24 protein-coding genes and 1 riboswitch are annotated in these 26,111 nt (G+C 70.5%); of the genes, 11 read left to right on the top strand and 13 right to left on the bottom strand.

Translation table 11 applies throughout. From position 1 onward, the window contains the following. Nucleotides 1-161: 161 nt before the first annotated feature. Nucleotides 162-2,027 carry a glutamine--fructose-6-phosphate transaminase (isomerizing) gene (gene glmS, locus AC0N04_RS16530; RefSeq protein ID WP_474283370.1) on the bottom strand — a complete coding sequence of 622 codons (1,866 nt, stop codon included), beginning with the start codon at nucleotides 2,025-2,027 and terminating at the stop codon, nucleotides 162-164. Nucleotides 2,028-2,153: 126 nt separating this feature from the next. Between glmS and AC0N04_RS16525 the strand changes: the two genes are divergently transcribed. Further along, complete coding sequence (locus tag AC0N04_RS16525; RefSeq protein ID WP_474283369.1) at nucleotides 2,154-2,648, top strand: Lrp/AsnC family transcriptional regulator; 495 nt, start codon at nucleotides 2,154-2,156, stop codon at nucleotides 2,646-2,648. Between the two features lie 131 nt (nucleotides 2,649-2,779). Here the strand turns inward: AC0N04_RS16525 and cfa are convergent, their stop codons facing one another. The 8 genes from cfa to AC0N04_RS16485 form a co-directional block, all read right to left on the bottom strand. Continuing rightward, nucleotides 2,780-3,943 carry a cyclopropane fatty acyl phospholipid synthase gene (cfa, locus tag AC0N04_RS16520; RefSeq protein WP_474283368.1) on the bottom strand — a complete coding sequence of 388 codons (1,164 nt, stop codon included), beginning with the start codon at nucleotides 3,941-3,943 and terminating at the stop codon, nucleotides 2,780-2,782. Nucleotides 3,944-4,050: 107 nt separating this feature from the next. Next, nucleotides 4,051-5,235 (bottom strand): class I SAM-dependent rRNA methyltransferase, encoded by a 1,185-nt coding sequence (locus AC0N04_RS16515; protein WP_474283367.1) that lies wholly within the window; start codon nucleotides 5,233-5,235, stop codon nucleotides 4,051-4,053. Between the two features lie 99 nt (nucleotides 5,236-5,334). After that, nucleotides 5,335-5,916: a PEP-CTERM sorting domain-containing protein gene (locus tag AC0N04_RS16510; protein ID WP_474283366.1), complete on the bottom strand. Its 582-nt coding sequence runs from the start codon at nucleotides 5,914-5,916 to the stop codon at nucleotides 5,335-5,337. Between the two features lie 226 nt (nucleotides 5,917-6,142). Then, a complete protein-coding gene (locus AC0N04_RS16505; RefSeq protein ID WP_474283365.1) occupies nucleotides 6,143-7,105 on the bottom strand; it encodes a tyrosine recombinase XerC in 963 nt (320 codons plus the stop codon). 5 nt (nucleotides 7,106-7,110) lie between these two features. After that, entirely contained in the window at nucleotides 7,111-7,806 is a 696-nt protein-coding gene (locus tag AC0N04_RS16500; protein ID WP_474283364.1) for a DUF484 family protein, read from the bottom strand. Then, a complete protein-coding gene (dapF, locus tag AC0N04_RS16495; RefSeq protein ID WP_474283363.1) occupies nucleotides 7,803-8,660 on the bottom strand; it encodes a diaminopimelate epimerase in 858 nt (285 codons plus the stop codon). Before dapF ends, AC0N04_RS16500 begins: the two co-directional genes overlap by 4 nt. A 34-nt stretch (nucleotides 8,661-8,694) precedes the next feature. Then, nucleotides 8,695-9,603: an LpxL/LpxP family acyltransferase gene (locus tag AC0N04_RS16490; protein ID WP_474283362.1), complete on the bottom strand. Its 909-nt coding sequence runs from the start codon at nucleotides 9,601-9,603 to the stop codon at nucleotides 8,695-8,697. After that, entirely contained in the window at nucleotides 9,600-10,478 is an 879-nt protein-coding gene (locus AC0N04_RS16485) for a lysophospholipid acyltransferase family protein (protein ID WP_474283360.1), read from the bottom strand. The genes AC0N04_RS16490 and AC0N04_RS16485 overlap by 4 nt, the downstream gene beginning before the upstream one ends. A 197-nt stretch (nucleotides 10,479-10,675) precedes the next feature. Between AC0N04_RS16485 and metK the strand changes: the two genes are divergently transcribed. Beyond that, the gene (gene metK, locus AC0N04_RS16480; RefSeq protein WP_474283359.1) at nucleotides 10,676-11,857 is read left to right on the top strand and encodes a methionine adenosyltransferase; all 1,182 of its coding nucleotides are present in this window, start codon (nucleotides 10,676-10,678) and stop codon (nucleotides 11,855-11,857) included. Between the two features lie 457 nt (nucleotides 11,858-12,314). Next, nucleotides 12,315-12,950: a c-type cytochrome gene (locus tag AC0N04_RS16475; RefSeq protein ID WP_474283358.1), complete on the top strand. Its 636-nt coding sequence runs from the start codon at nucleotides 12,315-12,317 to the stop codon at nucleotides 12,948-12,950. Between the two features lie 25 nt (nucleotides 12,951-12,975). On the opposite strand, the gene AC0N04_RS16470 is transcribed toward AC0N04_RS16475, so the two are convergent. From AC0N04_RS16470 to purT, 3 genes are all read right to left on the bottom strand, one after another. Continuing rightward, on the bottom strand, nucleotides 12,976-13,767 hold the full coding sequence (locus AC0N04_RS16470; protein WP_474283357.1) for a ProQ/FINO family protein: 792 nt from the start codon (nucleotides 13,765-13,767) through the stop codon (nucleotides 12,976-12,978). Nucleotides 13,768-13,877: 110 nt separating this feature from the next. Then, nucleotides 13,878-14,843, bottom strand: coding sequence for a hypothetical protein (locus tag AC0N04_RS16465; protein WP_474283356.1), 966 nt, complete (start codon nucleotides 14,841-14,843; stop codon nucleotides 13,878-13,880). 56 nt (nucleotides 14,844-14,899) lie between these two features. Further along, nucleotides 14,900-16,102, bottom strand: a complete 1,203-nt coding sequence (gene purT / locus AC0N04_RS16460; RefSeq protein WP_474283355.1) for a formate-dependent phosphoribosylglycinamide formyltransferase — start codon at nucleotides 16,100-16,102, stop codon at nucleotides 14,900-14,902. Nucleotides 16,103-16,170: 68 nt separating this feature from the next. Here purT and AC0N04_RS16455 point away from each other — a divergent pair, with 68 nt between their 5' ends. The 7 genes from AC0N04_RS16455 to AC0N04_RS16425 all read left to right on the top strand — a co-directional run bounded on the left by AC0N04_RS16455 (nucleotide 16,171) and on the right by AC0N04_RS16425 (nucleotide 24,891). Next, nucleotides 16,171-17,253: a DNA glycosylase AlkZ-like family protein gene (locus AC0N04_RS16455; protein WP_474283354.1), complete on the top strand. Its 1,083-nt coding sequence runs from the start codon at nucleotides 16,171-16,173 to the stop codon at nucleotides 17,251-17,253. Nucleotides 17,254-17,460: 207 nt separating this feature from the next. Continuing rightward, a complete protein-coding gene (gene ppk2, locus AC0N04_RS16450) occupies nucleotides 17,461-18,630 on the top strand; it encodes a polyphosphate kinase 2 (protein WP_474283353.1) in 1,170 nt (389 codons plus the stop codon). A gap of 49 nt (nucleotides 18,631-18,679) precedes the next feature. Then, nucleotides 18,680-18,758, top strand: a riboswitch (S-adenosyl-L-homocysteine riboswitch). 94 nt (nucleotides 18,759-18,852) lie between these two features. Continuing rightward, a complete protein-coding gene (ahcY, locus tag AC0N04_RS16445) occupies nucleotides 18,853-20,301 on the top strand; it encodes an adenosylhomocysteinase (protein ID WP_474283352.1) in 1,449 nt (482 codons plus the stop codon). A 4-nt stretch (nucleotides 20,302-20,305) separates the two neighbouring features. Next, on the top strand, nucleotides 20,306-21,073 hold the full coding sequence (locus AC0N04_RS16440; RefSeq protein ID WP_474283351.1) for a TlyA family RNA methyltransferase: 768 nt from the start codon (nucleotides 20,306-20,308) through the stop codon (nucleotides 21,071-21,073). A 5-nt stretch (nucleotides 21,074-21,078) separates the two neighbouring features. Beyond that, complete coding sequence (gene metF / locus AC0N04_RS16435; protein WP_474283350.1) at nucleotides 21,079-21,918, top strand: methylenetetrahydrofolate reductase [NAD(P)H]; 840 nt, start codon at nucleotides 21,079-21,081, stop codon at nucleotides 21,916-21,918. 187 nt (nucleotides 21,919-22,105) lie between these two features. Further along, nucleotides 22,106-24,034, top strand: a complete 1,929-nt coding sequence (locus AC0N04_RS16430) for a methyl-accepting chemotaxis protein (RefSeq protein WP_474283349.1) — start codon at nucleotides 22,106-22,108, stop codon at nucleotides 24,032-24,034. A gap of 206 nt (nucleotides 24,035-24,240) precedes the next feature. Continuing rightward, nucleotides 24,241-24,891: an OmpW/AlkL family protein gene (locus AC0N04_RS16425; RefSeq protein WP_474283348.1), complete on the top strand. Its 651-nt coding sequence runs from the start codon at nucleotides 24,241-24,243 to the stop codon at nucleotides 24,889-24,891. A 99-nt stretch (nucleotides 24,892-24,990) separates the two neighbouring features. Here AC0N04_RS16425 and AC0N04_RS16420 read toward each other — a convergent pair whose 3' ends face one another. Then, nucleotides 24,991-25,587 carry a 5-formyltetrahydrofolate cyclo-ligase gene (locus AC0N04_RS16420; RefSeq protein ID WP_474283347.1) on the bottom strand — a complete coding sequence of 199 codons (597 nt, stop codon included), beginning with the start codon at nucleotides 25,585-25,587 and terminating at the stop codon, nucleotides 24,991-24,993. Nucleotides 25,588-25,682: 95 nt separating this feature from the next. Here AC0N04_RS16420 and AC0N04_RS16415 point away from each other — a divergent pair, with 95 nt between their 5' ends. Beyond that, complete coding sequence (locus AC0N04_RS16415; RefSeq protein WP_474283346.1) at nucleotides 25,683-26,060, top strand: TfoX/Sxy family protein; 378 nt, start codon at nucleotides 25,683-25,685, stop codon at nucleotides 26,058-26,060. Nucleotides 26,061-26,111 lie beyond the last annotated feature (51 nt).

Below are 26,111 nucleotides of genomic sequence, written 5' to 3'. Positions count from 1 at the left end.
CCACAAAGCTGCCATTGGTGAACTACCGCCTGCAGCCTGATTCGGTCAGCCAACCGTCTTCAACTCGCTTGCGAGCACCAAGGCGTCGCGGACCCCGACAACGCACCCCGCGAATTCTCGACGTTAGTTGGCCGAAACAGCGTTTCGGCCACCCCGCCCCCTCACTCCACCGTCACGCTTTTCGCGAGGTTGCGCGGCTTGTCGACGTCGGTGCCGCGGGCGCAGGCGGTGTGATACGCCAGCAATTGCAGCGGCACCACGTGCAGGATCGGTGAGAGCGCACCGTAGTGCTCGGGCATGCGGATCACGTGCAGGCCTTCGCCGCTGTGGATGCGCGAGTCGGCGTCGGCGAAGACGAACAGTTCGCCGCCGCGGGCGCGCACTTCCTGCAGGTTGCTCTTGAGCTTTTCCAGCAGCGCGTCGTTGGGCGCCACGGTGACCACCGGCATCTCGGCGGTGACCAGCGCCAGCGGGCCGTGCTTGAGTTCGCCGGCGGGGTAGGCCTCGGCGTGGATGTAGCTGATTTCCTTGAGCTTCAACGCGCCTTCGAGCGCGATCGGGTAGTGCATGCCGCGGCCCAGGAAGAGCGCGTTTTCCTTGCGCGCGAAGGCCTCGGCCCAGGCCACCACCTGCGGCTCCAGCGCCAGCACGGCCTGCAGCGCGGCGGGCAGGTGGCGCATCGCCTTGAGGTGCGTGGCCTCGTCGGCCTCGCCGAGGTGGCCGCGGCTTTGCGCCAGCGCCAGCGTCAGCAGGAACAGCGCGGCCAACTGGGTCGTGAAAGCCTTGGTGCTGGCCACCCCCACTTCCACGCCGGCGCGGGTGATGTAGGCCAGTTCGCACTCGCGCACCATCGCGCTGGTGGCGACGTTGCAGATGGTCAGCGTGTGCGGCATGCCCAGGCTGCGCGCGTGCTTCAGCGCGGCCAGCGTGTCGGCCGTCTCGCCGCTCTGGCTGATGGTGACGACCAGGGTGCGCGGGTCGGGCACGCTGTCGCGGTAGCGGTATTCGCTGGCGATCTCGACGCTGGTGGGGATCTTGGCGATGCTTTCCAGCCAGTACTTGGCGGTGGAGCCCGAGTAGTAGCTGGTGCCGCAGGCCAGGATCAGCACCCGGTCGATCTCTTTGAAGACGCGGTAGGCGCTGTCGCCGAACAGCTCGGGGGTGATGCCTTCGACGCCTTCCAGCGTATCGGCGATGGCGCGCGGCTGCTCGAAGATTTCCTTCTGCATGTAGTGGCGGTACGGGCCCAGCTCGGCCGCGCCGCTGTGGGCGTGGACGATGCGCACCTCTCGCAGCACCGGCTTGAATTGGCCTTGCGCGTCGCGCGCGACGATCCAGTGCTTGCCCAGCTGCACGTCGACCACGTCGCCTTCTTCGAGGTAGACGATGCGGTCGGTGACGCCGGCCAGCGCCATCGCGTCGGAGGCCAGGTAGTTGGCGCTGGGGTCGGCTTCGCCGCCCAGGCCCAGGATCAGCGGCGAGCCCTCGCGCGCGCCCACCACGCGGTGCGGCTCGTCGCGGCAGAAGACGGCGATCGCGTAGGCGCCGCGCAGGCGCGCGGTGGCGCGCTGCACGGCGTCGAACAGGTCGCCGTCGTACAGGTGGTGGACGAGGTGGGCGATGACCTCGGTGTCGGTCTGGCTCTCGAAGTGGTAGCCCTTGGCCTTCAGCTCGTCGCGCAGTTCGTCGTGGTTCTCGATGATGCCGTTGTGCACCAGCGCGATCACGCCGCTGCGGGCCTGCGATCCGGTGCCGCTGGAGAAGTGCGGGTGGGCGTTGTGCACCGCCGGCGCACCGTGGGTGGCCCAGCGGGTGTGGGCGATGCCGGTGCCGCTGGCCACGCCGTCGGCGTCGACCTGGGCCTGCAGTTCGGACACGCGCGCGGTGGAGCGGGTGCGGCGCAACGCGCCGCCCTGGTGCACGGCCACGCCGCACGAGTCATAGCCCCGGTATTCCAGCCGTTGCAGGCCCTGGACCAGGATGGGAACGATGTTCTGGGTGCTGACGGCGCCGACGATGCCACACATGGGATGCTCACTTGCGAAGCGGGGAGGACGGCATCCTAGCGGGCCAGGATGGATAGATGCTTTCTCAATCAATTCATCAGTGGAATAATATTCCACCGATGCCATTGATTGATCTAATATTTCATCATGTCAATTCAATTGGAAGAATCCATCTCTCTCGATGCGATCGACCATCGCCTGCTGGAGCTGTTGCAGGCCGACGCCAGCCTGACCAACCAGGCGCTGGCCGACGCCGCGCACGTCTCGCCCGCCACCGCGCTGCGGCGCGTCAAGCGCCTGCGCGACGCCGGGGTGATCGAGCGCATCACGGCCCTGCTCGCGCCGCGCTTCGCCGACCGCGGCCTGAGCGCGATCTGCGAGGTCACGCTGGATCGCCAGGGCGCCGAGCATCTGGACGCGTTCGAGGCCCGCGCGGTGGCCGAGCCGGCGGTTCAGCAATGCTGGCGGGTCTCGCCGGGTCCGGATTTCGTGCTGGTCGTCTGGGCCGCCGACATGCCGTCCTTCCACGCCTTGACCCAGGCCTTGTTCACCCAGGACGCGAACGTGCGCAACGTGAAGAGCTTCTTCGCCATCAAGCGGGCCAAGTTCGCCCCGCGCGTGGCCCTGCCCGAAACGGCCTGAGCACCCTCTCGGAAGGCGGTGGCGGCTTGCCGTCGTCGGGTGCGCCTCTCAGGCCAGCGCACGGCCGCTCCGAAGCAGCCTGAGCACCCTCTCGGAGGGTGGCGGTGGCTTGCCGCCGCCGGGTGCTCCATTCACGTCGGCCGCCGGTACCCGCCGCGCACGCCGCCCGGCGACAGCACCCATTGCCAGAGCTGGATGTCGCGGGCGCGGAAGGCGCCGGCGCAGCTCAGCAGGTAGTAGCCCCACATGCGGTGAAAGCGCTCGCCCAGGCGCTCGGCGAAACGCGGCCAGGCGGCCTCGAAGCGCTGGTGCCAGGCCATCAGCGTCAGGTCGTAGTCGGCGCCGAAGTTGTGCAGGTCCTCGACGACGAAATGCGGCTCGCAGGCGCGGCCGATGCGGGCGATGCTGGGCAGCTCGCCGTTCGGGAAGATGTAGCGATCGACCCAGGGGTCGGTGCCATGGCCGCTGTCGTTGCGGCCGATGGTGTGCAGCAGGAACAGGCCGTCGTCCTCCAGGCAGCGCCGCACCACCGCCATGTAGGCCGCGGCGTTCTTGTGGCCCACGTGCTCGAACATGCCCAGGCTGGCGATGCGGTCGAAGCGCTCGTCGAGTTCGCGGTAGTCCTGCAGCCGGAATTCGACCGGCAGGCCGGCACAGCGCTCGCGCCCGAGTTCGGCCTGCGCGGCCGACACCGTCACGCCGACGCAGCGCACGCCATAGCGCTCGGCGGCAAACCGCATCAGGCTGCCCCAGCCGCAGCCGATGTCGAGCAACCGCATGCCGGGCCGCAGCCCCAGCTTGCGGCAGACCAGGTCCAGCTTGGCTTCCTGGGCCTCGTCCAGGTCGGTGGCGCCCGGCCACAGCGCACAGGTGTAGGTCAGGCGGCGGTCCAGCATCGCTTCGTAGAAGTCGTTGCCGAGGTCGTAATGGCGCTCGCCGACCTGCCAGGCCCGCTGGCGGTTCTGCAGGTTGCGCAGCCGGGCGCGCAAGGCCTGCCACAGCACCGGCCACGGCAGCAGCCGATCGCCCAGGCGGGCCGCGCTGAGGTGCTCGAACAACTGGTCGAGCCGGGGCGCGCTCCACAGGCCGTCCATGAAGGTCTCGCCCAGGGCCAGCGAGCCGCCGGCCAGCACCCGCTGCGGCACCTCGGGTGACAACAGGCGCAGATCCCAGGGCCGCTCGCCGTCCAGCTGCACGTCGGCCACGGCCAGCCAACGTGCCAGCGCATCGCGTGCGGCCAGGGGGTTGCTGTGCCAGCGCGCCGCCGGCAACGTCTCGGTGCCTTGCACGTCCATGCTCGTCCACCTCGTGAGCAAAGGAGTCAGGCCGGCATGGTGCGCCCCGCCCGCCCGGAGCGCCATCCCGCGCTTGAAGGCCGGACCGGGCCGATGGGCCCGGCAGCTCAGGCGCGGCGCAGAATCGCCAGGCCCTTGAGGTACTCGCCCTCGGGAAAACACAGCGTGGTCGGGTGGTCGCTGGCGGCTTCCAGGCGTTGCAGCAGGTAGCCGTCGACCTCGGCGTCCATCGCCGCGCCGGCCACGATCTTGTGGAACAGGTCGGCGCCGATGCCGCCCGAGCAGCTGAACGTCAGCAGCAGGCCGCCCGGGTTCAGCAGCATCAGGCCGAGGCGGTTGATGTCCTTGTAGGCGCGGCTGGCGCGATCGGCATGGGCCGCGCTGGGCGCGAACTTGGGCGGATCGAGCACGATCGCGTCGAAACGGCGGCCCTCGGCCAGCAGCCGCCGCAGCGTCGCGTTGACGTCGGCGTCCAGCACCGCATGGCGGGCCGGGTCGAAGCCATTGAGCTGCACATGCGCCTGGGCGCGGGCCAGCGCCGGGGCCGAGGAGTCGACGCTCAGCACCTCGGTCGCGCCGCCGGCCAGGGCCGCCACGCTGAAGCCGCCGGTGTAGCTGTAGCAATTGAGCACCGAGCGGCAGCCGAAGCGGCGCACCAGCGTCGCGAACAGCGCGCGGTTGTCGCGCTGGTCCAGGTAGTAGCCGGTCTTGTGGCCCTCGGCCACGTCCAGCGTCAGGCGGATGTCGTGCTCGCGGATCGTCACCGCGGTGTCGCCGCCGCCGCGCAGCCAGCCGGTGACCGGCGCCAGGCCTTCGAGCTCGCGCACGCTCACGTCGCTGCGCTCGTACAGGCGGCTGCAGCCGGTGGCCGCGAGCAAGGCGTCGGCCAGCACGCTCTTCCAGCGCTCTGCGCCGGCCGACAGGAACTGCACCGACAGCAGGTCGTCATAGCGGTCGACCACCAGCCCTGGCAGCCCATCGGCCTCGCCATGCACCAGGCGCACGCCGTTGCTGGCCACGCCCAGGCGTTCGCGCATCGCCACCGCGGCCCGCACCCGCCGCGCGAAAAACGCGGCGTCGATGCGCTCGGCCTCGACGAAGCTCCAGGCCCGCACCCGGATCTGCGAGGCCGGGCTGAACGCCGCCCAGGCCAGGAAGCGTCCGTCGTGCGTCTCGACGCGCACCGTCTCGCCGGCGTCGGCGCTGCCTTTGGCGATGCTGCCGGCAAAGACCCAGGGGTGGTGGCGCAGCAGCGAGCGCTCTTTGCCTTCGCGCAATCGGACGGATTTCATGGCCCGGATTGTCGCCGCCGCGCGCGATCGGGCCGCCGGTACCGTCTGCGGCGTCGCCGGCCCGCAAGCGGCGGACTCAGCGCGATGCGCGAGGGCCAGTCAGCGGCGCCGCCTCGCCAGGCCGCCGACGATGCCCAGGCCGGCCAGCATCAGCGCGAGCGAGCCTGGCTCGGGCACCGGGCTGGTGACGTGGTACAGGTCGGCATGCGACAGGCCCTGGCCGAAGTGCTCATGCGAGCCGCCGGAATAGAACCCGACGCCCAGCGTGTCGAAGGACAGCGCCGACAGCGCCCCTCCGGCGTTCGCCGCGTTGAACTCGTAGAGGCTGAACGCCTTGCCGGCCTTCAGCGCGATCACGAAATAACCGCTCTGCTGCGCAAAGCTCAGCGTGCCCGACGTGCTGCCGGCCCAGTTGCTGGTGATGTCCGTCATGCCGGTGACGGTCAAGCCCCAATCCGACGCGATCTGGCTGGAGACGCTGCCGGACTGGTTCAGGTTGTTGCCGCTCCAGGAACCGGAACAGCCGACATAGCCGGCCAAGCTGGTCATGCCGGTCGCCTGCCCGCTGCACGACACGCCGGTCGCCGTCAGCGAAGCCTGCGCCGGCGCGCTCGCGAGCAACCCGGCGCAAAGGCCTGCGGCCGCCCAGCCGCTGAAAAACGAGCGAATCTGCGATGCCATGGTGTTCCCCTTGCTGGCGGCGGGACGACATCCCCACCGCGCATGTATGCCGTCAGTGTGCCCCATCAGGTCGGAAATGCAACCGACGCGCCGCCGGCCACCTGTGCGGAAAACGGGGCCGCACCGGCCGGCGGATCGGGCCTGACGCCCGGGACATGGCACGACACGACCGGTCCGGACGGCGCGAGGTCCAGGCCGGCGGCATCCCTAAATTGACGAGGCCGGCTCAGGGCTTGCGCCGGGCGCGCGGGTGCGCTGCGTCGTAGACCTTGGCGAGGTGCTGGAAATCCAGTTGCGTGTAGACCTGCGTGGTGCTGATGTTGGCGTGGCCCAGCAATTCCTGCACTGCGCGCAGGTCGCCGCTGGACTGCAGCAGGTGCGACGCGAAGCTGTGGCGCAGCATGTGCGGATGGACCGAGGTGGGCAGGCCGGCGTCCAGCGCCAGCGTCTTGAGCCGGCTGCGCACCTGGCTGTCGGTCAGGCGCGTGCCGCGCCGGCTGACGAACAGCGCGGGCTCGCCGGGGTGCGCCAGCGCCGCGCGATGCGCCAGCCAGGCCGCCAGCGCCTGCAGCGCCGGCCCGCCCACCGGCACGCTGCGGCGCTTGCGGCCCTTGCCCAGCACGTGGGCCAGCGCATCGCCCGCATCGACCCAGCCGGCCGCCGCATCGCTGGCCACGGCGTCCAGGCCCACCAGCTCGCCCACCCGCAGGCCGCTGCTGTAGAGCAGCTCGGCGATCGCATGGTCACGGGCCCGCAGCGCCGGGTCGCCATGCCCGGGCTCGTGGCGCGCCAGCGCGACCGCCTGGTCCACCGCCAGCGCCTTGGGCAGGGGCTTGGGCGCCTTGGGCGCACGCACGCCATCCACCGGGTTGCTGGCCACGCCGCCTTCACGGCCCCACCAGCGGTAGAAGCCGCGCCAGGCCGAGAGCTGCAGCGCCAGGCTGCGCGGCGCCAGGCCCTGGCCATGCAGTTGTGCCACCAGACTGCGCACATGGTGCGGCTGGACGCGGGCCAGCGCCACGCCCTGGTCTGCCGCGCCGGCCGCAAGCCGGCCCAACGCATCGGTGTAGAGCGCGAGGGTGCGCGCCGCGACACGGCGTGCCACCCGCAGGTGGCTCAGGTACTGCGGCAGCGGCTCGGGCAGCGCGGCCGTCGGCGCCGGGGCGCTGCCCGAGCCCGCGCCCTCCATGGCCGTCAGCGATCGGCCGGCAGCAGCCGTGCCAGCGCGGCGCCGGCGATGTCGCCGACCTGGTCGAGGAACTCGGTGCCCATGTCGGCCTGGTAGCGCAGCGCATCGGGCGAGCCCAGCACCAGCAGGCCGAAGCAGGCCGAGGCGTCCGGGCTGCGGCGCAGCGGCACCATCGCCAGCGACTGCACCGGCGCGCCCTCGCCCAACCAGCGCGCGGCTTCGAAGCCGGCGTTGAGGCCGCAGTACGGCACGGTGAGGCTGGCGGCAAAGGTCTTCACGTCGTCGCTGACGCCGGCCGCCCAGCTGGGCTCGGCATCGGCGACGTCCCAGACGCGCACGGCCACCTGCGGGATCAGGAACTGCTGCCTGAGCCCGTCGACCAGCACCTCGTGCAAGGCCTCGGCGTGGTCCGCGCGCAGCACCTCGCAGGTCCACAAATGCATGCGGTGGGCGATCGCGGCGTTGTCGCTGCCGGCGCGCACCATGTCCATGAAGCGCCGCTCCAGGCCCTTGATGCGCTCGCGCAGCAGGTCCATCTGGCGCTCCTGCAGCGACACCGCGCGCAGGCCGTGCGGGCTGGTCAGCTGCACCGTGGCCAGCAACTCGGCATGGCGCTCGAAGAAACCGGGGGTGTTGGCCAGGTAGGCGGCGATGTCGTCTTCGGTGATGCCCTGGACGCCGTGGGGGGGGGTGCTCGTCACAGCTCGATGTCTCCTTCAAAAACCGTCACTGCGGGGCCGGTCATCAGCACCGGCGCGTCGCCACCGGCCCATTCGACCGTCAAACGGCCGCCGCGCATGTCCACGTCGACGCGCGGCGCCAGCCAGCCCAGGCGGATGCCCGCCACCACCGCGGCGCAGGCGCCGGTGCCGCAGGCCAGCGTCTCGCCCGCATCGCGTTCGTAGACGCGCAGCGCGATGTGGCTGCGGTCCTGCACCTGCATGAAGCCGGCGTTGACCTTGCGCGCAAAGCGCGGGTGCGATTCCACCAGCGGCCCCAGCTGGGCCACCGGCGTCTGGTTCAGGTCCTCCACCCGCTGCACCGCATGCGGGTTGCCCATCGAGACCAGCGCGACCTCGACCGTCGGCCCGCCCGGCAACGCCAGCGGCCAGAGCTCGAAACCATGGACCGGGCGCGGTGTCAGGCCACTGGCGTCGAACGGCAGGCTCTCGGGGTTGAAGCGGGGTTGGTTCATGTCGACGGTGACGCGGCCATCCGCCTGCAGCTGCAGCGTCAGCAGGTTGTTGACGGTCTCGACCCGCACCGTGTCCTTGTCGCTCAGGCCGCGATCGCGCACGTAGCGCACGAAGCAGCGCGCGCCGTTGCCGCAGTGCTCGACTTCGGCCCCGCTGCTGCCGTTGAAGATGCGGTAGCGGAAATCCACGTCGGGACGGGTCGGGCGCTCGACCACCAGGATCTGATCGGCGCCGACGCCGAAGCGCCGGTCGCCCAGGCGCTGCAACTGGGCCGCGCTGAGCGCGAACGGTGCCTGGGTGGCGTCGAGCACGACGAAGTCGTTGCCCGCGCCGTGCATCTTGGTGAAGTGCCATCGCATGGCGCGATTATCAGCGCTGGCCGGTGCCCCTCGCTCAGGCGTACAGGCTGGCCTCGCCCTCGGGACGGGTCTTGAAGCGCCGATGCACCCACAGGTACTGCGCCGGGTTGCGGCGCACCTCGGATTCGATCCAGGCGTTGATGCGGCGGGTGTCGGCCACCTCGTCGCCGCTGGGGAAGTCGGTCCAGGGCGGCAGGAAGCGAACGCGGTAGCCCTGGCCGCCCGGCAGCATCTCGGCCACCACCGGCTGCACCGTCATCTTCAGGCTGGCTGCCATGCGCGCCGGGGCCAGCAGCGTGGCCGCAGGCACGCCGAAGAAGGGCACGAAGGCCGCATCGCGAAGGCCGAAATCCATGTCCGGCAGGTTGAAGAACACCGCCCCGCGCTTGATCGCGCGCACCAGCGGCAGCGCGGTGTCGTGGCGCGAGAAGACCTCGCCGCCGCCGTGGCGCAGGCGGCCCTGCTTCATCGCCTGGTCGAACACCGGGTTGCTCTGCCGCTGGTAGATCGACCCGATCCAGCGCTGCTGGAACAGCGCGGTGGCCGCGCCGGCCACGTCGAGCGCGACGAAGTGCGGCACCAGCCACATCACCGCGCCGGCATGGCGCCCGGCGAAGCCCACGTCGCCCTCGACATGGATCAGCCGCCGCAGGCGCGCCGGGCTGGCGTACCAGAGCACGCCGCGCTCCAGGATGCTGCGGCCCAGCCAGCCGAAGTGGCGGCGCACCAGGGCTTCGCGCTCGCCGGCGTCCATCTCCGGCAGGCACAGCTGCAGGTTGCGCCGCGCGATGCGCCGACGCGAACCGCCCGCCCGGTAGAGCACCGCGCCCAGTCCCTGGCCCAAGGCGGCGAGCGCGCCCAGCGGCAGCCCATGCAGCAGCCAGAGCACCGCCAGCGCGAGCCGGGCGCCCCAGGCGGCGGCCCCGGTCGGCGACCGGCTCATGGCGCGGGCTCCGCCGCCGGGCCGCGGGGGTTCTTGTAGCGGTGGTAGCCCCACAGGTACTGCGATGGGCATTCCCGAATCAGGTCTTCCATCGCCCGGTTGATCGCGGTGGCCGCGGCCACCTGGGCCGCCTCGCTGGCGTCACCGGAAGCAGGCAGGGCGGCGCCGATCGGGCGGATGTGAACGACATAGCCCTCCCCGCGCGGCAGCCGTTCGCACCACAGCAGCAGCAACGTCGCGCCGGTCTGCTGCACCAGCCGGGTGGCCAGCGTCATCGTGTAGGCCGGCCGGCCGAAGAACGGCGCCCACACCCCCTGCCCCTGCGGCGGCACCTGGTCGGGCAGCAGGCCCACCATCTCGCCGCGTCGCAGTGCGCGCAGCATCTGGCGCACCCCGGCCAGCGAGGCTGGCGCGGTGGCCAACCCGGGCCGGTGGCGCGAGGTCTCCTCCATCTCGCGCAGCCAGGCCTGGCGCGCCGGGCGGTACAGCACGGTCAAGGGTTGGCGCGCGCCGAAACGCTCGACCACGGCCCGCGCCGAGACTTCGAAGCTGCCCAGGTGCGGCGTCAGGAACAGCGTGCCGCGGTGCTCGGCCAGCGCCCGCTCGATGTGCTCGGTACCGTCCCAGCGGACCCGGTCGGCGATCGTGGCTTCCGCCGGCATCAGCCACAGCCAGGGCACCTCGGCGACCATGCGGCCCGCTTCGCCGATGGCCCGCCGGCGCTCGGCCGCCGCCACGCCGGCCAGCTCCGCGTTGGCGCGCAGCCGCTGGCGGTAATCGGCCGACAAGGCCCAGGTCAACCAACCCAGCCCCGCCCCGACCGCGTGCAATAACCCCAGGGGCCAGCGTGAGATCCAGCGCAGCAACCACATCATGCTTCGGATAAAATCGGGCCCATCGCCGAGTTAACAGGACAACTTGCGGGGCGATGCCGGTCTTTTCCGAAAGGCCCGCCAGAGCGAGTCCGCCCGGAATCGCCTCTGACACAAATGCCGCTAAAGCGTTCGCCGCTCACCAGGTTGCCGAGTTGGACGACGCCGTCAGTCAACATGCAACCGAAAAAGTGAGCACCATGGCGAACGATTATCTCTTCACCTCCGAGTCGGTCTCGGAAGGCCACCCGGACAAGGTGGCCGACCAGATCTCCGACGCGATCCTGGACGCGATCTTCAAGCAGGACCCGCGCAGCCGCGTCGCCGCCGAGACCCTGACCAACACCGGCCTGGTCGTGCTGGCCGGCGAGATCACGACCAACGCCCACGTCGACTACATCCAGGTCGCGCGCGACACCATCAAGCGCATCGGCTACGACAACACCGAGTACGGCATCGACTACAAGGGCTGCGCGGTGCTGGTGGCCTACGACAAGCAGAGCAACGACATCGCCCAGGGCGTGGACCACGCCAGCGACGACCACCTCAACACCGGCGCCGGCGACCAGGGCCTGATGTTCGGCTACGCCTGCGACGAGACGCCCGAGCTGATGCCCGCGCCGATCTACTACGCGCACCGCCTGGTCGAGCGCCAGGCCCAGCTGCGCAAGGACGGCCGCCTGCCCTTCCTGCGCCCCGACGCCAAGAGCCAGGTGACGATGCGCTACGTCGACGGCAAGCCGCACAGCATCGACACCGTGGTGCTCAGCACCCAGCACCACCCCGACCAGAGCGAGACGCCGACGAAGATGAAGGCATCGTTCACCGAAGCCATCATCGAGGAGATCATCAAGCCGGTGCTGCCCCAGGCCTGGCTGAAGAACACCCGCTACCTGATCAACCCGACCGGGCGCTTCGTCATCGGCGGCCCGCAAGGCGACTGCGGCCTGACCGGGCGCAAGATCATCGTCGACACCTACGGCGGCGCCTGTCCGCACGGCGGCGGCGCGTTCTCGGGCAAGGACCCGACCAAGGTCGACCGCAGCGCGGCCTACGCGGCGCGCTACGTGGCCAAGAACATCGTGGCCGCCGGGCTGGCCAAGCAGTGCCAGATCCAGGTGGCCTACGCGATCGGCGTGGCCCAGCCGATGAACGTGACGATCTACACCGAGGGCACCGGTGTGATGCCCGACGAGAAGCTCGCCGCGCTGGTGCAGGCGCACTTCGACCTGCGGCCCAAGGGCATCATCCAGATGCTGGACCTGTTGCGCCCGATCTACGAGAAGACCGCGGCCTACGGCCACTTCGGCCGCGAGGAGCCGGAATTCAGCTGGGAAAGAACGGACAAGGCGGCCACGCTGCGCGCGGCCGCGGGCCTGTAAGGCCCCGAGCACGGCGAGCGTGTCTGATCTTGGTCTCTGCTCATATCCGCGCAGCGGATGTGAGCAGAGACCAAAGGCTCCCCCAGGCGCTGGGGGCAGCGGCCGGGCTGTCAGGCCCGGCGGTCGCACCGGCGAACCCTGGGACTTGGGGCGAAGTTCATGTCCGCGCAGCGGACGTGAACGCAGACCACAAGGCGGTCGCGCTGCGGGCAGCGGCCGGGCTGTCATGGCCGCCACACCGATGCCGGTCGGGCCGGGCATCCTGTGTCACGCTGACCTTTTTTCGAGACAGGCTGTCGCCGGGCCCGTTCGTCGCGGCACCCGTCCCCCGGCCGGCCGGTCTGCGCGCCTCCCCGGGCCACGGCGGCCGGAAGGCGTCGACGCGCTGCCCGGCCCCAGTCTTGCAACGCATCCGGCTGGCCTCGCAGCGGCGATGGCCTCTTGATCCGGAGGAGACATGCCCGCAAGCCCCAAGACCATCCGATGCCTCGCCCTGCTCGCCTGCCTGTGGGCGGCGGGAGGCGGCAGCGCCATGGCGCAAGACACCCCGACCGAGAACGAGACGGCGCGGCGCGCGATCCACGTCTGCGCGTCCTGCCATGGCGAGGGAGGACGCAGCACGACGACCGCCACCCCGGCGCTGGCCGGCCAGCCGGCCTTGTACATCGTGCACCAGCTGACCGACTTCCGCGCGCAGCAGCGCTCGGAGACCGATACCCAGGCCTACATGTGGGGCGTCTCGGCCCTGCTGGACGACCCGGCCATCCAGGCCCTGGCCGACTATTACGCGGCCCAGACGCCGCTGGCCGGACGCACCCAGGGCACGCGCGCACAGCGGCGTGAGGGCCAGCGCCTGTTCGCGCAAGGCCTGCCGGCCGTCGGCGTGCGCGCCTGCGCCGGTTGCCACGGCGACCAGGCCGAAGGCAGCGCCACCTTCCCGCGCCTGGCAGGCCAGCGGGCCGATTACCTGCTGCGCCAGTTGAAGGTGTTCGGCACCCGCCTGCGCCCGCACGGCGTGCTGATGAAGGCCGAGACCCGTCACCTCACCGTGGCGCAGATGCAGGCGCTGGCGGTCTACCTGCAGTCGCTCTGAACGACCGCCGGCCGGCGTCTGCGGTTCAGCGGCCGCCCGGCCGCTCTCGCCGCGGCGCGCCACCGGCCGGGCGCGCCCCGCGCTCGCCCGCAGGCCCCTGCGGCCGGCCGCCGCCGGGCCGGGCCGGGCGGCCGTCGCGCCGCTCGGGCATCGACGGGCGGCGTGCCTCCCACTCGGCCTTCTCGCGCCGGGCGATGTCCAGCAGGCCGTCCAGCTCGTCTTCGGCCACGCCCTTGAGCGCGCAGAAGTTGGCGCGGGTCAGCGTCGTGCTGTCGAAATCCCTCAGCAGGTGCGCCCGGTTCAGCCATTGCGCCTCCTCCTGGGCACGGCGCTCTTCGTGCAGGGCGCGGCGGCGCTTGAGCTCCTCGGCGGCCAGCTGGCGATGCTCGTCACTCAGCTCACCGGCCGGCTGGCCGTCGAGGTCGAAGCGCGACTTGGCCCGCGACAGCGCCATCAGGTAGCCGGTGCTGCCGGTGTGGCGGTGCAGGAAGATCGACAAGGCCTTCTTGCTGAACACGCCCGGCGCGCGCTGCTGGATGTCGGCCTGGATGCGCAGCTTGATCGGCTTGGGCGCGTCGCCGAACAGGGCCGGGAAGCGCGTCTTGAGCTCGCGCGCGCAGGCCGCCGGGCTGAGATCGCGCGGCGGCGCGCCGGCGCCGGCCGGCGGCTCGGCCGCCGGATCGACATCGGACGGCAACCGGCTCGCGTCAGGCGGCTCGGCAGCGCTCTCGGTCAGGGGCGACTCGGCGGCGTCCGGCGGCAGGGCGGCCGCGTCAGCAGCGTCGGGGGAAGGCGAGAGAGGGGGCGTCGGCGACATCGCGAGGCGGCACGGAGGCCGGCAAAAAGAGGGCACGGCAGATCGGCGCCGCGCCCGTATTGTCGTTCAGCCGCCGCCCACCTGCCCGGCGGCGGATCGCCTGTGCGGACTCAGGTGATCGACGACCAGCCCACCGTGGTCACGCTCTCGAAACTGCCGTCGCCGTTGGCATCGAGCGAGAGCTGGGCCTGGGTGTTGCTCAGCACGTCGATCTTCAGCGCCGAACCGGCGCTGCCGGTGACCAGCACCTCGCCCTGCGACGGAAAGCTGTCGCCGGTCAGCTGGACCAGCGGCACCGGGGTGCTGATCTGCACCGAGCCGCCGCCGAACTCGCTGCTGGCGAAGGTGCCGGACAGGGTTTCGCTGATCTGGCTGCCGCCGTCGGTGATGCTGGCCGCAAAGCCTTGCACGCTCACGGTGCGCGTGCCGGCCACGGTCACGTCGGTGGCGCTGAAGCTGTCGCTGGCCACCGTGTACTGGCTGCTGTTGGCCACACCGATGCTCAGGTTGCCGTTGATCGTCTCGGTCAGGCCCTGCGCCGCGTCGGCGTCGCTCAGGCCGGCGAAGTTCATCGCCAGAGAGAAGTTGCCGCTGTCGACATAGCGGGTCAGCTGCAGCGAGAAACTGCCGTTGATCACGTTGCCGGTGCCCTCGTCGCACTGGTAGGCCGTGATGCTGGCGCCCTCCCCCGCCAGGTCGAGCTTGCCGTCGCCGTTGAGGTCGGTGACGTTCGCGACGATCGAGCCCGATACGCTGCAAGTCAGCGTCACGCCGGCCGCGGTGCGCTGCGCCGCATTCACGGCCAGCGCCTGCGCCCGATGCGCCAGTGCGAGACCCGCGACGTTCGCGCTCCCGGCGACCAGCCCACCGCCCGTGCTGCCCGCCAGCTGGCCGGCATTGATGCCCGTCACCGCCGCCCGCGCGACCGCCGGCGCGTTGTCCGCGGTGATCGCCAGCGCGACCGCCGTGCCGCCGCCGGCGCCGCTCGAACCGCCGCCCCCGCCACACGCGCCCAGCAGCGAGAGCACCGCCGCCGCGGCCAGCGCGCGTCCCCCCGTCATCTTGGTCGATCGCATCGCGCCCTCCTGTTTTCCCTGTTGGAAAACCAGTGTAGGACGATGGCGGTACCCGCTCAAGCCTTGCGCGGACGCACCTTGGACGCGGCGAGCTTGGCCTGGCGCCGGGCCGTCTCCACGTCGGCGTCGTGCACCAGGGCCACGCCCATGCGGCGCTTGACGAAGCTCTCGGGCTTGCCGAACAGGCGGATCTCGCTGTGCGGCACGCGCAGCGCCTCGTCCACGCCGTCGAACACGATGCCGGCAGCCTCGACGCCGCCGTAGATCACGGCGCTGGCGCCCGGGCTCTTGAGCGACGTGTCGACCGGCAGGCCCAGGATCGCGCGGGCGTGCAGCTCGAACTCGTTCTGCCACTGCGTGATCATCGTGACCATGCCGGTGTCGTGAGGCCGCGGGCTGACCTCGCTGAACCAGACCTGGTCGCCCTTGACGAACAGCTCCACGCCGAACAGGCCCAGCCCACCCAGGTCTTGCGTCACCGCCTCGGCAATGTCGCGCGCCCGTGCCAGCGCCGCCGGCTGCATCGGGTGGGGCTGCCAGCTCTCGACGTAGTCGCCGCCGACCTGGACGTGGCCGATCGGGTCGCAGAACTGCGTCCGCACCTGCCCCGCGGCGTCCATCGCGCGCACGGTCAACAGCGTGATCTCGTAGTCGAAATCGATGAAGCCCTCGACGATCACGCGGCCATGGCTGACGCGGCCGCCGGCCATCGCGTAGTCCCAGGCCTTTTGCACATCGGCCGGGCCATCGATCTTGCTCTGGCCCTTGCCGGAGCTGCTCATCACCGGCTTGACGATGCAGGGGTAGCCGATGCCGCCATCGATCGCCGCCTGCAGCTCGGCCAGCGAATCGCAGAACCGGTAGGGGCTGGTCGGCAGACCCAGGGTCTCGGCGGCCAGTCGGCGGATGCCTTCACGGTCCATGGTCAGGCGTGCGGCACGGGCCGTGGGGATCACGCGCACCTTGCCTTCGGCCTCCAGGGCCTGCAGTTCGGCGGTGGCGATGGCCTCGATCTCGGGCACCACCAGCATCGGCTTGTCGGCCTCGATCAGCGCGCGCAGCGCCGCCGGGTCGCTCATCGCGAGGGTGCGGGCGTGGTGCGCCACCTGCTGGCCGGGCGCGTTGTCGTAGCGATCGACCGCGATGGTCTCGACGCCCAGGCGCTGCAGTGCGATCAGCACCTCCTTGCCGAGTTCGCCGGAACCCAGCAGCATCACGCGGGTGGCCGAAGGGGACAGGGGGGTTCCGAGGGTGGTCATGGCGGCGCTCGCGGCAAGTGGTCGGGGCGGCCATTTTCGCCCGGCCGCGCTGCGGCATCATCGGCGCCATGAAGACGCCCACCCTGGCCGACCTGCGCCGCCATGCCATCGCCCGCAGCCTGTTCAGCCCGACCACGCTGCCACGGGCGATCGCCCGCCTGGGCTTCGTCCAGGCCGACCCGCTGCGCGCCCCGGCCCGCGCGCAGGACCTGACGCTGCGACACCGCGTCAACGGCTACCGCGCCGGCGACCTGGAACGGCGCTACCCACGGTTGGGCGTCGAGGAGGACTTCTTCGTCAACTACGGTTTCGTGCCACGCGCCACCCAGGCCTTGATGCACCCGCGCCAGCCCCGCACCGCCTGGCCGGCGACGCAATGGCGGCAGGCCGAGGCGGTGCTGGCGTTCGTGCGCGAGCGCGGCGTGGTCCACCCGCGCGAGGTCGACGCGCAATTCGCCCACGGCAAGGTGCGGAACTGGTTCGGCGGCGCGTCGAACGCGTCGACGCAGCTGCTGGAAGGCATGCATTACCGCGGCCTGCTGCGCGTGGCGCGGCGCGACGGCGGCGTGCGGCTCTATGCCGCCCGCGACGCCACGCCCGAGCCGGCCGACCCGGTGGCGGCGATGGACGCGCTGGTCGACATCGTGGTGCGCAAGTACGCCCCGTTGCCGGCCGCCACGCTGGGCCAGTTGGTCAGCCACCTGGGCGGCGGGGCGCCGCAGTGGCGGACCGAGCGTGCCCGGGCCCTGGCCCGCGCCAAGGCGAGGCTGGCCGGCGCGACGATCGACGGCGTGGCCTGGTACTGGCCGGCCGACGAGCAGCCCGCGTCGCGGCGCCACCGGGTCGCCGACGCGGTGCGCCTGCTGGCGCCGTTCGACCCGGTGGTGTGGGACCGCCGCCGCTTCGAGCACTTCTGGGGCTGGGCCTACCGATTCGAGGCCTACACGCCAGCGGCCAGGCGGCTGCGCGGCCACTATGCGCTGCCGCTGCTCTGGCGCGACGCCGTGATCGGCTGGGGCAACCTCAAGGTGGAAGCGGGCCGGCTGATCCCCGAGCTGGGCTACGTGGACCGCCGACCGAGCGACGCCGGGTTCGGCCAGGCGCTGGACGAAGAACTGCAGCGCTTCAGCACGTTTCTGGGGCTGGACTGAAGGCCGGGCCGGGCGCTCTCGCCGACGCGGTCTGGCGCCAGCCGAGCGCCGGACACCTCGGCCAAGGCGGTCCGCGACGTCGGCCACCGAGACGAGGGGTGCCCGACCGGTCTGCGGCGCCTCGCCCGCGAACCTTGACCCGCATCAAGCGGACAAGCCACGCTGGATTCATGATGGGCGGCTTCAGGGTTTCCGGACACGATCTCGATGGCCACCACCTCCCGCTCCAAACGCCCGTCCCCCACCTCCAAGGCACCGCGAGGCAAGGGCGCCGCCGCCCGTCGCGCCAGCGGCGGCGACGTCGCACCGCGCAAGACCGCTCGCGGCCACCTGGACTACGCTGCCCGGGAAGCCACCGAGGCCGCCCGCGTGGTGCAGGCGGCCGTGGTCGGCGACCTGTTGACGCCGCCGGGCGCCAGCGCCCCCGACCCGGCGTGGCTGGGCCAGGTCAAGGCGCTGATCGACGGCGCGTCGCCGGACGACGTCAGGGCACTGCGCCGCACGCTGGTGCGCCACAAGGCGCCGACGCCCGGCGCGCTCGACCCCGATCTGGAGCTCTCGGCCGGCTGGCGCGAAGGCGCCTACCCGTACAAGAACCTGCTGTCGCGCAAGAACTACGAGCGACAGAAGTACCGGCTGCAGGTCGAGTTGCTGAAGCTGCAGGCCTGGGTCAAGGAAACCGGCCAGCGGGTGGTGATCCTGTTCGAGGGCCGCGACGCCGCCGGCAAGGGCGGCACGATCAAGCGCTTCATGGAGCATCTGAACCCCCGCGGTGCGCGCGTGGTGGCGCTGGAAAAACCCAGCGAGGTCGAACGCGGCCAGTGGTACTTCCAGCGCTACATCTCGCACCTGCCCACGCGCGGCGAGATCGTGATGTTCGACCGCAGCTGGTACAACCGCGCCGGCGTCGAACGGGTGATGGGCTTTTGCTCGGACCACGAATACGACGAGTTCCTGCGCCAGGCGCCCGAGTTCGAGCGCCAGCTGGTGCGCTCGGGCGTGCACCTGTTCAAGTTCTGGTTCTCGGTCAGCCGCGACGAGCAGCGCCGCCGCTTCAAGGAGCGCAAGCTGCACCCGCTCAAGCAGTGGAAGCTGAGCCCGATCGACATGGCCAGCCTCGACAAATGGGACGACTACACCCGCGCCAAGGAGGCGATGTTCCTGCACTGCGACACCTCGGACGCGCCGTGGACGGTGATCAAGTCGGACTGCAAGAAGCGCGCACGGCTGAACGCGATGCGCTTCGTGCTGCACCGCCTGCCGTACGGCAGGAAGGACCTCGCCGCGATGGGACCGGTGGACCCGCTGATCGTCGGCCGGCCCTCGCTGGTGCCCAATGGCTTCGAGGACCAGCTGGCCTCGGGCGGCAACAGCTGAGGTCCGTGCGGGCCGCCCACGGCGGCGGGCGGCCCGCTAGAATGGCGTCCGTTCCGAGGAGCGTTGCAAGGCTTCCCCGCGAAGCCCCAGGCTCGGAACCCTTCACAAGGCAACGGCGCTCACCCGCATCGCATCAACCGTGGGTGAGTCGTGTCCATCTCCCTCCCCGGCGTGGCTGCTCTGCAATGCGGGCCCCTCAGTTTTCTGATTGGAGCCAGGCCGATGAACGCGCCCGACAAGACCCAGCCCACCGAGGCCTACACCATTGCCGACCTGTCCCTTGCCGCATGGGGCCGCAAGGAGATCAGGATCGCCGAGACCGAGATGCCCGGCCTGATGGCGATCCGCGAGGAATTCGCTGCCAGGCAGCCCCTGAAGGGCGCCCGCATCACCGGTTCGCTGCACATGACCATCCAGACCGCCGTGCTGGTGGAAACCTTGCAGGCCCTGGGCGCCCAGGTGCGCTGGGCCTCGTGCAACATCTTCTCGACCCAGGACCATGCCGCCGCCGCCCTGGTCGAGCGCGGCACGCCGGTGTTCGCGTACAAGGGCGAGACGCTCAAGGACTACTGGGACTACACCCACCGCATCTTCGAGTTCGGCGCCGCCGGCACCGCCGGTGAAGGCCCGAACATGATCCTCGACGACGGCGGCGACGCGACGCTGCTGATGCACCTGGGCCAGCGCGCCGAACGCGACCTGTCGGTGATCGCCCACCCCAAGAGCGAGGAAGAGACCGAGCTGTTCGCAGCGATCAAGGCCAAGCTGGCGGTGGACCCGACCTGGTACACCCGCAAGAGCCGCGAGATCATCGGCGTCACCGAGGAGACCACCACCGGCGTGCACCGCCTGAAGGAGATGAGCGCCGCCGGCACGCTGCTGTTCCGCGCGATCAACGTCAACGACTCGGTCACCAAGAGCAAGTTCGACAACCTCTACGGCTGCCGTGAGTCGCTGGTGGACGGCATCAAGCGCGCCACCGACGTGATGATCGCCGGCAAGGTGGCCTGCGTGGCCGGCTACGGCGACGTGGGCAAGGGCTCGGCCCAGGCGCTGCGCGCGCTCAGCGCCCAGGTCTGGGTGACCGAGATCGACCCGATCAACGCGCTGCAGGCAGCGATGGAAGGCTACAAGGTCGTGACGATGGAGTACGCCGCCGACAAGGCCGACATCTTCGTCACCACCACCGGCAACAAGAGCGTGATCCGACACGAGCACATGGCGGCGATGAAAGACCAGGCCATCGTCTGCAACATCGGCCACTTCGACAACGAGATCGACGTCGCCTCGCTCGCCGGCTACGAGTGGGAAGAGATCAAGCCGCAGGTCGACCACGTGATCTTCCCGTCGCAGGATGGCAAGCCGGGCAAGCGCATCATCCTGCTGGCCAAGGGCCGGCTGGTGAACCTGGGCTGCGGCACCGGCCACCCCAGCTTCGTGATGTCGTCCAGCTTCGCGAACCAGACCATCGCGCAGATCGAGCTGTTCACCCACCCCGAGGGCTACGACGTGGGCAAGGTCTACGTGCTGCCCAAGCACCTGGACGAGAAGGTGGCGCGCCTGCACCTGAAGAAGGTGGGCGCGATGCTGACCGAGCTGACCGACGAGCAGGCCGCCTACATCGGCGTGCCCAAGCAGGGCCCGTACAAGCCCGACACCTACCGGTATTGACGCGGTGCGAGCCGACCAACTGATCGTCCAGCAAGGCCTGGCACCGACGCGTTCGGCCGCCCAGCGGCTGATTGCGCAAGGGGCGGTGCGCTGGCTCGGCCCGCAGGGCTGGCAGGTGCCCAAGAAATCGGGCGACGAATTGCCGGACGGCTGCCAGCTGGAGGTCACCGACGACGCCGAACTGCGCTGGGTCTCGCGCGGCGGCCTCAAGCTCGAAGGCGCGCTGCGCGAGGCCGGGCTCGACCTGCACGGCCGCATCGCGCTCGATGTCGGCCAGAGCACCGGCGGCTTCACCGAGGTGCTGCTGGCCGCCGGTTGCGCGCGCGTGGTCGGCGTCGACGTGGGCCACGGTCAGCTGCATGCCAAGCTGGCCGCGGACGAGCGCGTGATCGCGTTCGAAGGCGTCAATGCGCGCCACCTGACGACCGAGAGCTTCGGTCTGTACGCGCCGGGGGGCGGCTTCGGCTTCATCACCGGCGATCTGTCGTTCATCTCGCTGACCCTGGTGCTGCCGGCGCTGGCGCCGCTGCTGGCCGCCGACGGCACGCTGCTGATGCTGGTCAAGCCGCAATTCGAGCTGCAGCCCGCCGAGATCAGCAAGAAGGGCCTGGTCAAGCACGCCAGCGCCTACCCGCATGTCGAGCGGCGGCTGCGCAAGGCCTGCGAGAAATGCGGCCTCGCCGTCGTCGCGTGGCGCGACAGCCCGGTCAGCGGCGGCGACGGCAACAAAGAGTTTTTCCTCCAGGCGACGCGCCTAGCGGCTCCCGAGTGAACACGATGACTGCAACCCCCCATTTCCCGCTCAGCCTGGAGTTTTTCCCGCCCAAGACGCCCGAGGGCGTGACCAAGCTGGCCGCGGCGCGCGCCGAGCTGTATGCGCTGCAGCCGGTCTTCTGCTCGGTGACCTACGGCGCGGGCGGCTCGACCCAGGACGGCACCCTGCAGACCGTGCAGGCCATCCTCGACGAGGGCCGCAGCGGCGCGCCGCACTTCAGCTGCATCGGCGCCACGGCGCAGGCGATCCGCGACCGGCTGGCGCAGTTCAAGGCGATGGGCGTGCGGCGCATCGTCGCGCTGCGCGGCGACCTGCCCAGCGGCTACGGCAGCTTCGGCGAGTTCCGCCATGCCTCGGACCTGGTGGCCTTCATCCGCGCCGAAACCGGCGACCACTTCCACCTGGAGGTCGCCGCCTACCCCGAGATGCACCCGCAGGCGCGCTCGCCGGAGGCCGATCTGCGCGCCTTCCAGACCAAGGTCGCGGCCGGCGCCGATTCGGCGATCACCCAGATGTTCTTCAACGCCGATGCGTACTTCCGCTTCGTCGACGAGGCGCATGCGCTGGGGATCGACGTGCCCATCGTGCCCGGCATCATGCCGATCACCAACGCCAGCGGCATCCTGCGCTTCGCCGACAACTGCGGCACCGACGTGCCGCGCTGGATCCGGCTGCGCCTGCAGAGCTTCGGCGACGACGGCGCCAGCATCAAGGCCTTCGGCCTGGACGTGGTGACCGCGCTGTGCGAGCGCCTGCGCGGCCAGGGTGTGCCCGGCCTGCACTTCTACACGATGAACCAGTCGGCCACGGTGCTGGCGCTGTGCCGCCGCCTGGGGCTGTGACGCGGTACGGCGCGGTCACGCTGTTGACCTGCATCAAGCCGGAGCGGGTTATGCGCGAATGGGCGGCAAACGCCCCGCTGATCCGCTCAAGCGGGGGGTGAGTTCGGCCGAGAGTGGGGTCAGACGCGGGACGGGCCTTGCGTGACACCGCCATGCAGCCCGTCGCCGTCTCGATACAAGGCTGATCGTGACCTCCTTCCTCGCCCAACTGCGCCTGTCCGCCAAACTCGGCCTGCTGATCCCCGTCACCGCGCTGCTGGTGGCCGCCCCGACCGGGCTGTATCTCCAGGAGGCGCAGCAGGCCGTGGCCGGCATGCGCAGCGAGCTCGCAGGGATGCCACCGGTTCGCTCGCTGCTGCGCGTGATCCAGCTGACCCAGCAACACCGCGGGCTGTCGGCCAGCGTGATGGGCGGCAACGCCAACGCCGAAGCCCAGCGGCAGGCCCGGCAGGCGCAGGTCGACCAGGCCGTCAGCGCGTTCGACGCCCAGCTCAAGGCCGGGGACTTCGGCCCGCGCATCCAGGCCGATTGGGCGCGCGCCGTGGCGCAGTGGCAAAGCGTGTCGCAGGCCGTCAGTCACCGAGAGATCGACAGCGCCGCCAGCGGTGCGCGCCACACCGCACTGATCGCCAGCGAGATCGAACTGAGCGACCGCCTGGCCGATCGCTCCGGTCTGACGCTCGACTCGGACCCGGCCAGCTATTTCCTGGCCATCGCCACCTTGCAGCAGATGCCGCGCATGACCGAGGCGCTGGGCCAGGCGCGCGCGCTGGGCTCGCTGGTGCTGGCCAGAAAGGAAATTTCGCCCGACCAGCGGGCGGTCTTGACCAGCTTGCTGGCGCGTGCCGACGGCGGTCTGCACGACATGACGCTCACGCTGGACAAGTCCTTCGATGCCCAACCGGCGTTCAAGGCCGCGCTGGGTGGCGTGCTGCAGAGCGCGCATAGCCAGGTCGCCCAGGCCCTTCGTCTGGCCAAGCAGCAGGTGCTGGACACCGACGCGCTGAGCGCCTCGCCGGACGACTACTTCAGCGCGGTCACGTCCGCCATCGACAGCGTCTACGCGATCAATGCCGAGGCCAGCCGTCAGCTCGACACCACGCTGACCCACCGCCTGCATCAGACCCGCGCGGTCGAAGGCGCGGTGCTGGCCGGCATGGCGGCGATGACGGCGCTCGCGCTGTGGCTGGGCATGGCGATCGCCCGCTCGATCATCGCTCCGGCGCAGTCCGCGCGGGCCCTGGCGCAACGCATCGCCGAGGGCGACCTGACCGGCACGGTGAGCGTCTCGTCGCGCGACGAGATGGGCCAGATGCTGAGCTCGCTGAACGACATGCAGGTCTCGCTGACGCGGGTGGTGGGCAACGTGCGGCAGAACTCCGACAGCGTGGCCACCGCCAGCGCGCAGATCGCGCAGGGCAACCTGGACCTGAGCGAGCGCACCGAGCACCAGGCCAGCGCGCTGGAGCAGACCGCCGCCTCGATGGAGCAACTGAGCGCCAGCGTCCGGCAGAACGCCGACAACGCCCGCCAGGCCAACCAGCTGGCCCTGGGCGCCTCGACGGTCGCGGCCAAGGGGGGGCAGGTGGTGGGCCAGGTGGTGGACACCATGCGCGGCATCAACGATGGCAGCAAGCGCATTGCCGACATCATCGGCGTGATCGACGGCATCGCGTTCCAGACCAACATCCTGGCACTGAACGCCGCCGTCGAGGCCGCCCGCGCGGGCGAGCAGGGCCGCGGCTTCGCCGTCGTGGCGGCCGAGGTACGCAGCCTGGCGCAGCGCAGCGCCGCCGCGGCCAAGGAGATCAAGAGCCTGATCAACAGCAGCGTCGAGCGCGTCGAGCAGGGCACGGCGCTGGTCGACCAAGCCGGCGCGACGATGGCCGAAGTGGTCGGCGCGATCCGCCGCGTGACGGACATCATGGGCGAGATCAGCGCGGCCAGCACCGAGCAGAGCACCGGCGTCGCCCAGGTCGGCGAGGCCGTCGGCCAGATGGATCAGGTGACCCAGCAGAACGCCGCGCTGGTCGAGCAGAGCGCCGCGGCGGCCGAGAGCCTGAGGGCCCAGGCACAGCAGCTCGCCACGGCCGTGGCGGTCTTCCGGCTGGGCTGATTCGCGGGCACGTCCGCCGCGCAGGCTGTGGCGCGCACGCATCATCGTGCGGCGACGAAGTCTGACCGACATCAAAGCAGACCGGGCGGCACCGGCGGTTCGTCCCGCTTTTTGCGGCGCGGCAACTTGACGTCGGCAGACCCGGGTTGGAATGAATTCCAGATCGCATCTGATCCCGTATTCATCCAACCCAAAGAGGAGTTTTCATGCGCAAGTCCCTCATCGCACTGGCGGTTCTGGCCGCCGCCGCCATGCCCCAGCTCGCCGCCGCACAGGACACCGGCAACTGGATTGTTCGCGTGCGCGCCACCGACATCCAATCGGACAACCACAACAACGGCCAGTTGCTGGGCACGATGCAATCGCTGGGCTTCGACCACGCGGCGATCAACAACAAGTGGATCCCGGAAGTGGACATCAGCTACTTCTTCACGCCGAACATCGCGGCCGAGCTGATCCTGACCTACCCGCAGGAACAGACCTTGTACGCGGTCGCCGCGGACGGCACCAAGACCTCGCTGGGCACCTTCAAGCACCTGCCGCCGACGCTGCTGGCGCAGTACCACTTCACCGGTCTGCCGGTCGCACGTCCCTACGTCGGCTTGGGCGTCAACTACACCCGCGTGTCCGACGTCAACCTGAACACGGTTCCGTCGCTGGGCCTGGACCTGAGCCGCAACAGCTTCGGCCTGGCCGCCCAGGTGGGTGCTGATTTCCCGATCGGCGGTGGCTGGCTCTTGAACGTGGATGCCAAGTACGCGCAGCTCGGCGTGGACGTCCGGTCCAATGGCAACAAGGTCGGCGAGTTCGGCGTCAACCCCTGGCTGCTGAGCCTGGGTGTCGGCAAGCGCTTCTGATCCCGCGCCTCGGCCCGAGAGGCCGAGGGTCCGGAAGGGGTGGTCACGGCCACCCCTTTTTCATTTCAGCGCGCGTCGCTCCTTCTTGAGGGCCGGCCCTCAGGCTCCGCGTTGCCAGAACACGCCGTCCTCGGTCAGCAGCGCGTCCAGCGGCATGTCGTGCGGCTCGGCCGCCAGCCAGGGCAGGTAGGCATGCGAATACGCCAGACCCGCAGTGGCCGGCCGCGGGCTGATCGCCGCCAGCGTGCGGTCATAGAAGCCGCCGCCATAACCCAGCCGCACTCCGCCCGGGCCGAAGCCGACGCAGGGCACCAGCAGCAGTTCGGGATGAAAGGCCTCGGTGTCCTTGGGCTTGGGAATGCCGTAGGCGTCCTCCTCCATCGGGCAGCCCGGATACCAGACGTGGAAGGTCAGCTGCTTGGTCTCGCGGTTCATCACCGGCAGGCCGATGCGGCGCTGGCCGTCGGCCTCGCTCCAGCGGTACAGGGCAGGCAGCGCGTCGAATTCACCCTTGATCGGCCAATAGGCGCCGATCGTCTTCTCGGGGCGGCTGATCAGCCAGACCTGCAGCACCTCCTGCAGGTGCGCCGCGCGCTGGTGGCGGTCGAGCAGGCTCATGCGCTCGGCCTGCAGCTGCTTGCGCAGCACCGCCTTGTCGTGCGAGGGTTCGAGATTGATCTTGAACGGCAGAGTCATGGTGCGGCGCAGTGGCAGAGCCTGGATGGACACATTGTCAGGCAGCCGCTAACGCCTGACTACACTGGGCTCCCAACCACGAGCTTGAGTCCCCCATGGCCGATGACTTCGTCGCCTGGTGCAGCGAATTGCTGTCTTGCGTGGGCCATGTGCGGGTCAACCGCATGTTCGGTGCCCGCGGTTTCTACGTTGACGAGCTGTTCATCGCCATCGTCTCCGGCGAACGGCTCTACCTCAAGGTGGACGACGCCAGCCGCGCCCAATTCGAAGCTGCGGGCGGCGAGCGCTTCGTCTACACCACCACCCGGGGCGACCACGGCAGCCTGAACTACTTCAGCCCGCCAGCCGAAGCCCTGGATTCTCCGGCGCAGATGCTGCCCTGGGCGCGGCTGGCGCTGGCCTCGGCCTTGCGTGCCAGGGCCGCCAAGCCATCCGCCAAGCCACGCGCCAGGAAGGCGCCGCCGACCGCTTGAGCCCAACCCAGCTGGTGGGCCGGTGGCGCTAGCATCGCGGGTCCGCCCCAC

The organism is Ideonella sp. sgz306126 (assembly GCF_056032705.1).
Note: the sequence above shows the minus strand (reverse complement) of the source record. Positions and strands in the feature narration are given on the sequence as shown.

What these genes read in the sequence shown, in the direction of transcription:
- glmS (WP_474283370.1), bottom strand. Translation starts at nt 2,027, where the DNA reads ATGTGTGGCATCGTCGGCGCCGTCAGCACCCAGAACATCGTTCCCATC.
- AC0N04_RS16525 (WP_474283369.1), top strand. Translation starts at nt 2,154, where the DNA reads ATGTCAATTCAATTGGAAGAATCCATCTCTCTCGATGCGATCGACCAT.
- cfa (WP_474283368.1), bottom strand. Translation starts at nt 3,943, where the DNA reads ATGGACGTGCAAGGCACCGAGACGTTGCCGGCGGCGCGCTGGCACAGC.
- AC0N04_RS16515 (WP_474283367.1), bottom strand. Translation starts at nt 5,235, where the DNA reads ATGAAATCCGTCCGATTGCGCGAAGGCAAAGAGCGCTCGCTGCTGCGC.
- AC0N04_RS16510 (WP_474283366.1), bottom strand. Translation starts at nt 5,916, where the DNA reads ATGGCATCGCAGATTCGCTCGTTTTTCAGCGGCTGGGCGGCCGCAGGC.
- AC0N04_RS16505 (WP_474283365.1), bottom strand. Translation starts at nt 7,105, where the DNA reads ATGGAGGGCGCGGGCTCGGGCAGCGCCCCGGCGCCGACGGCCGCGCTG.
- dapF (WP_474283363.1), bottom strand. Translation starts at nt 8,660, where the DNA reads ATGCGATGGCACTTCACCAAGATGCACGGCGCGGGCAACGACTTCGTC.
- AC0N04_RS16490 (WP_474283362.1), bottom strand. Translation starts at nt 9,603, where the DNA reads ATGAGCCGGTCGCCGACCGGGGCCGCCGCCTGGGGCGCCCGGCTCGCG.
- AC0N04_RS16485 (WP_474283360.1), bottom strand. Translation starts at nt 10,478, where the DNA reads ATGATGTGGTTGCTGCGCTGGATCTCACGCTGGCCCCTGGGGTTATTG.
- metK (WP_474283359.1), top strand. Translation starts at nt 10,676, where the DNA reads ATGGCGAACGATTATCTCTTCACCTCCGAGTCGGTCTCGGAAGGCCAC.
- AC0N04_RS16475 (WP_474283358.1), top strand. Translation starts at nt 12,315, where the DNA reads ATGCCCGCAAGCCCCAAGACCATCCGATGCCTCGCCCTGCTCGCCTGC.
- AC0N04_RS16470 (WP_474283357.1), bottom strand. Translation starts at nt 13,767, where the DNA reads ATGTCGCCGACGCCCCCTCTCTCGCCTTCCCCCGACGCTGCTGACGCG.
- AC0N04_RS16465 (WP_474283356.1), bottom strand. Translation starts at nt 14,843, where the DNA reads ATGCGATCGACCAAGATGACGGGGGGACGCGCGCTGGCCGCGGCGGCG.
- purT (WP_474283355.1), bottom strand. Translation starts at nt 16,102, where the DNA reads ATGACCACCCTCGGAACCCCCCTGTCCCCTTCGGCCACCCGCGTGATG.
- AC0N04_RS16455 (WP_474283354.1), top strand. Translation starts at nt 16,171, where the DNA reads ATGAAGACGCCCACCCTGGCCGACCTGCGCCGCCATGCCATCGCCCGC.
- ppk2 (WP_474283353.1), top strand. Translation starts at nt 17,461, where the DNA reads ATGGCCACCACCTCCCGCTCCAAACGCCCGTCCCCCACCTCCAAGGCA.
- ahcY (WP_474283352.1), top strand. Translation starts at nt 18,853, where the DNA reads ATGAACGCGCCCGACAAGACCCAGCCCACCGAGGCCTACACCATTGCC.
- metF (WP_474283350.1), top strand. Translation starts at nt 21,079, where the DNA reads ATGACTGCAACCCCCCATTTCCCGCTCAGCCTGGAGTTTTTCCCGCCC.
- AC0N04_RS16425 (WP_474283348.1), top strand. Translation starts at nt 24,241, where the DNA reads ATGCGCAAGTCCCTCATCGCACTGGCGGTTCTGGCCGCCGCCGCCATG.
- AC0N04_RS16420 (WP_474283347.1), bottom strand. Translation starts at nt 25,587, where the DNA reads ATGACTCTGCCGTTCAAGATCAATCTCGAACCCTCGCACGACAAGGCG.
- AC0N04_RS16415 (WP_474283346.1), top strand. Translation starts at nt 25,683, where the DNA reads ATGGCCGATGACTTCGTCGCCTGGTGCAGCGAATTGCTGTCTTGCGTG.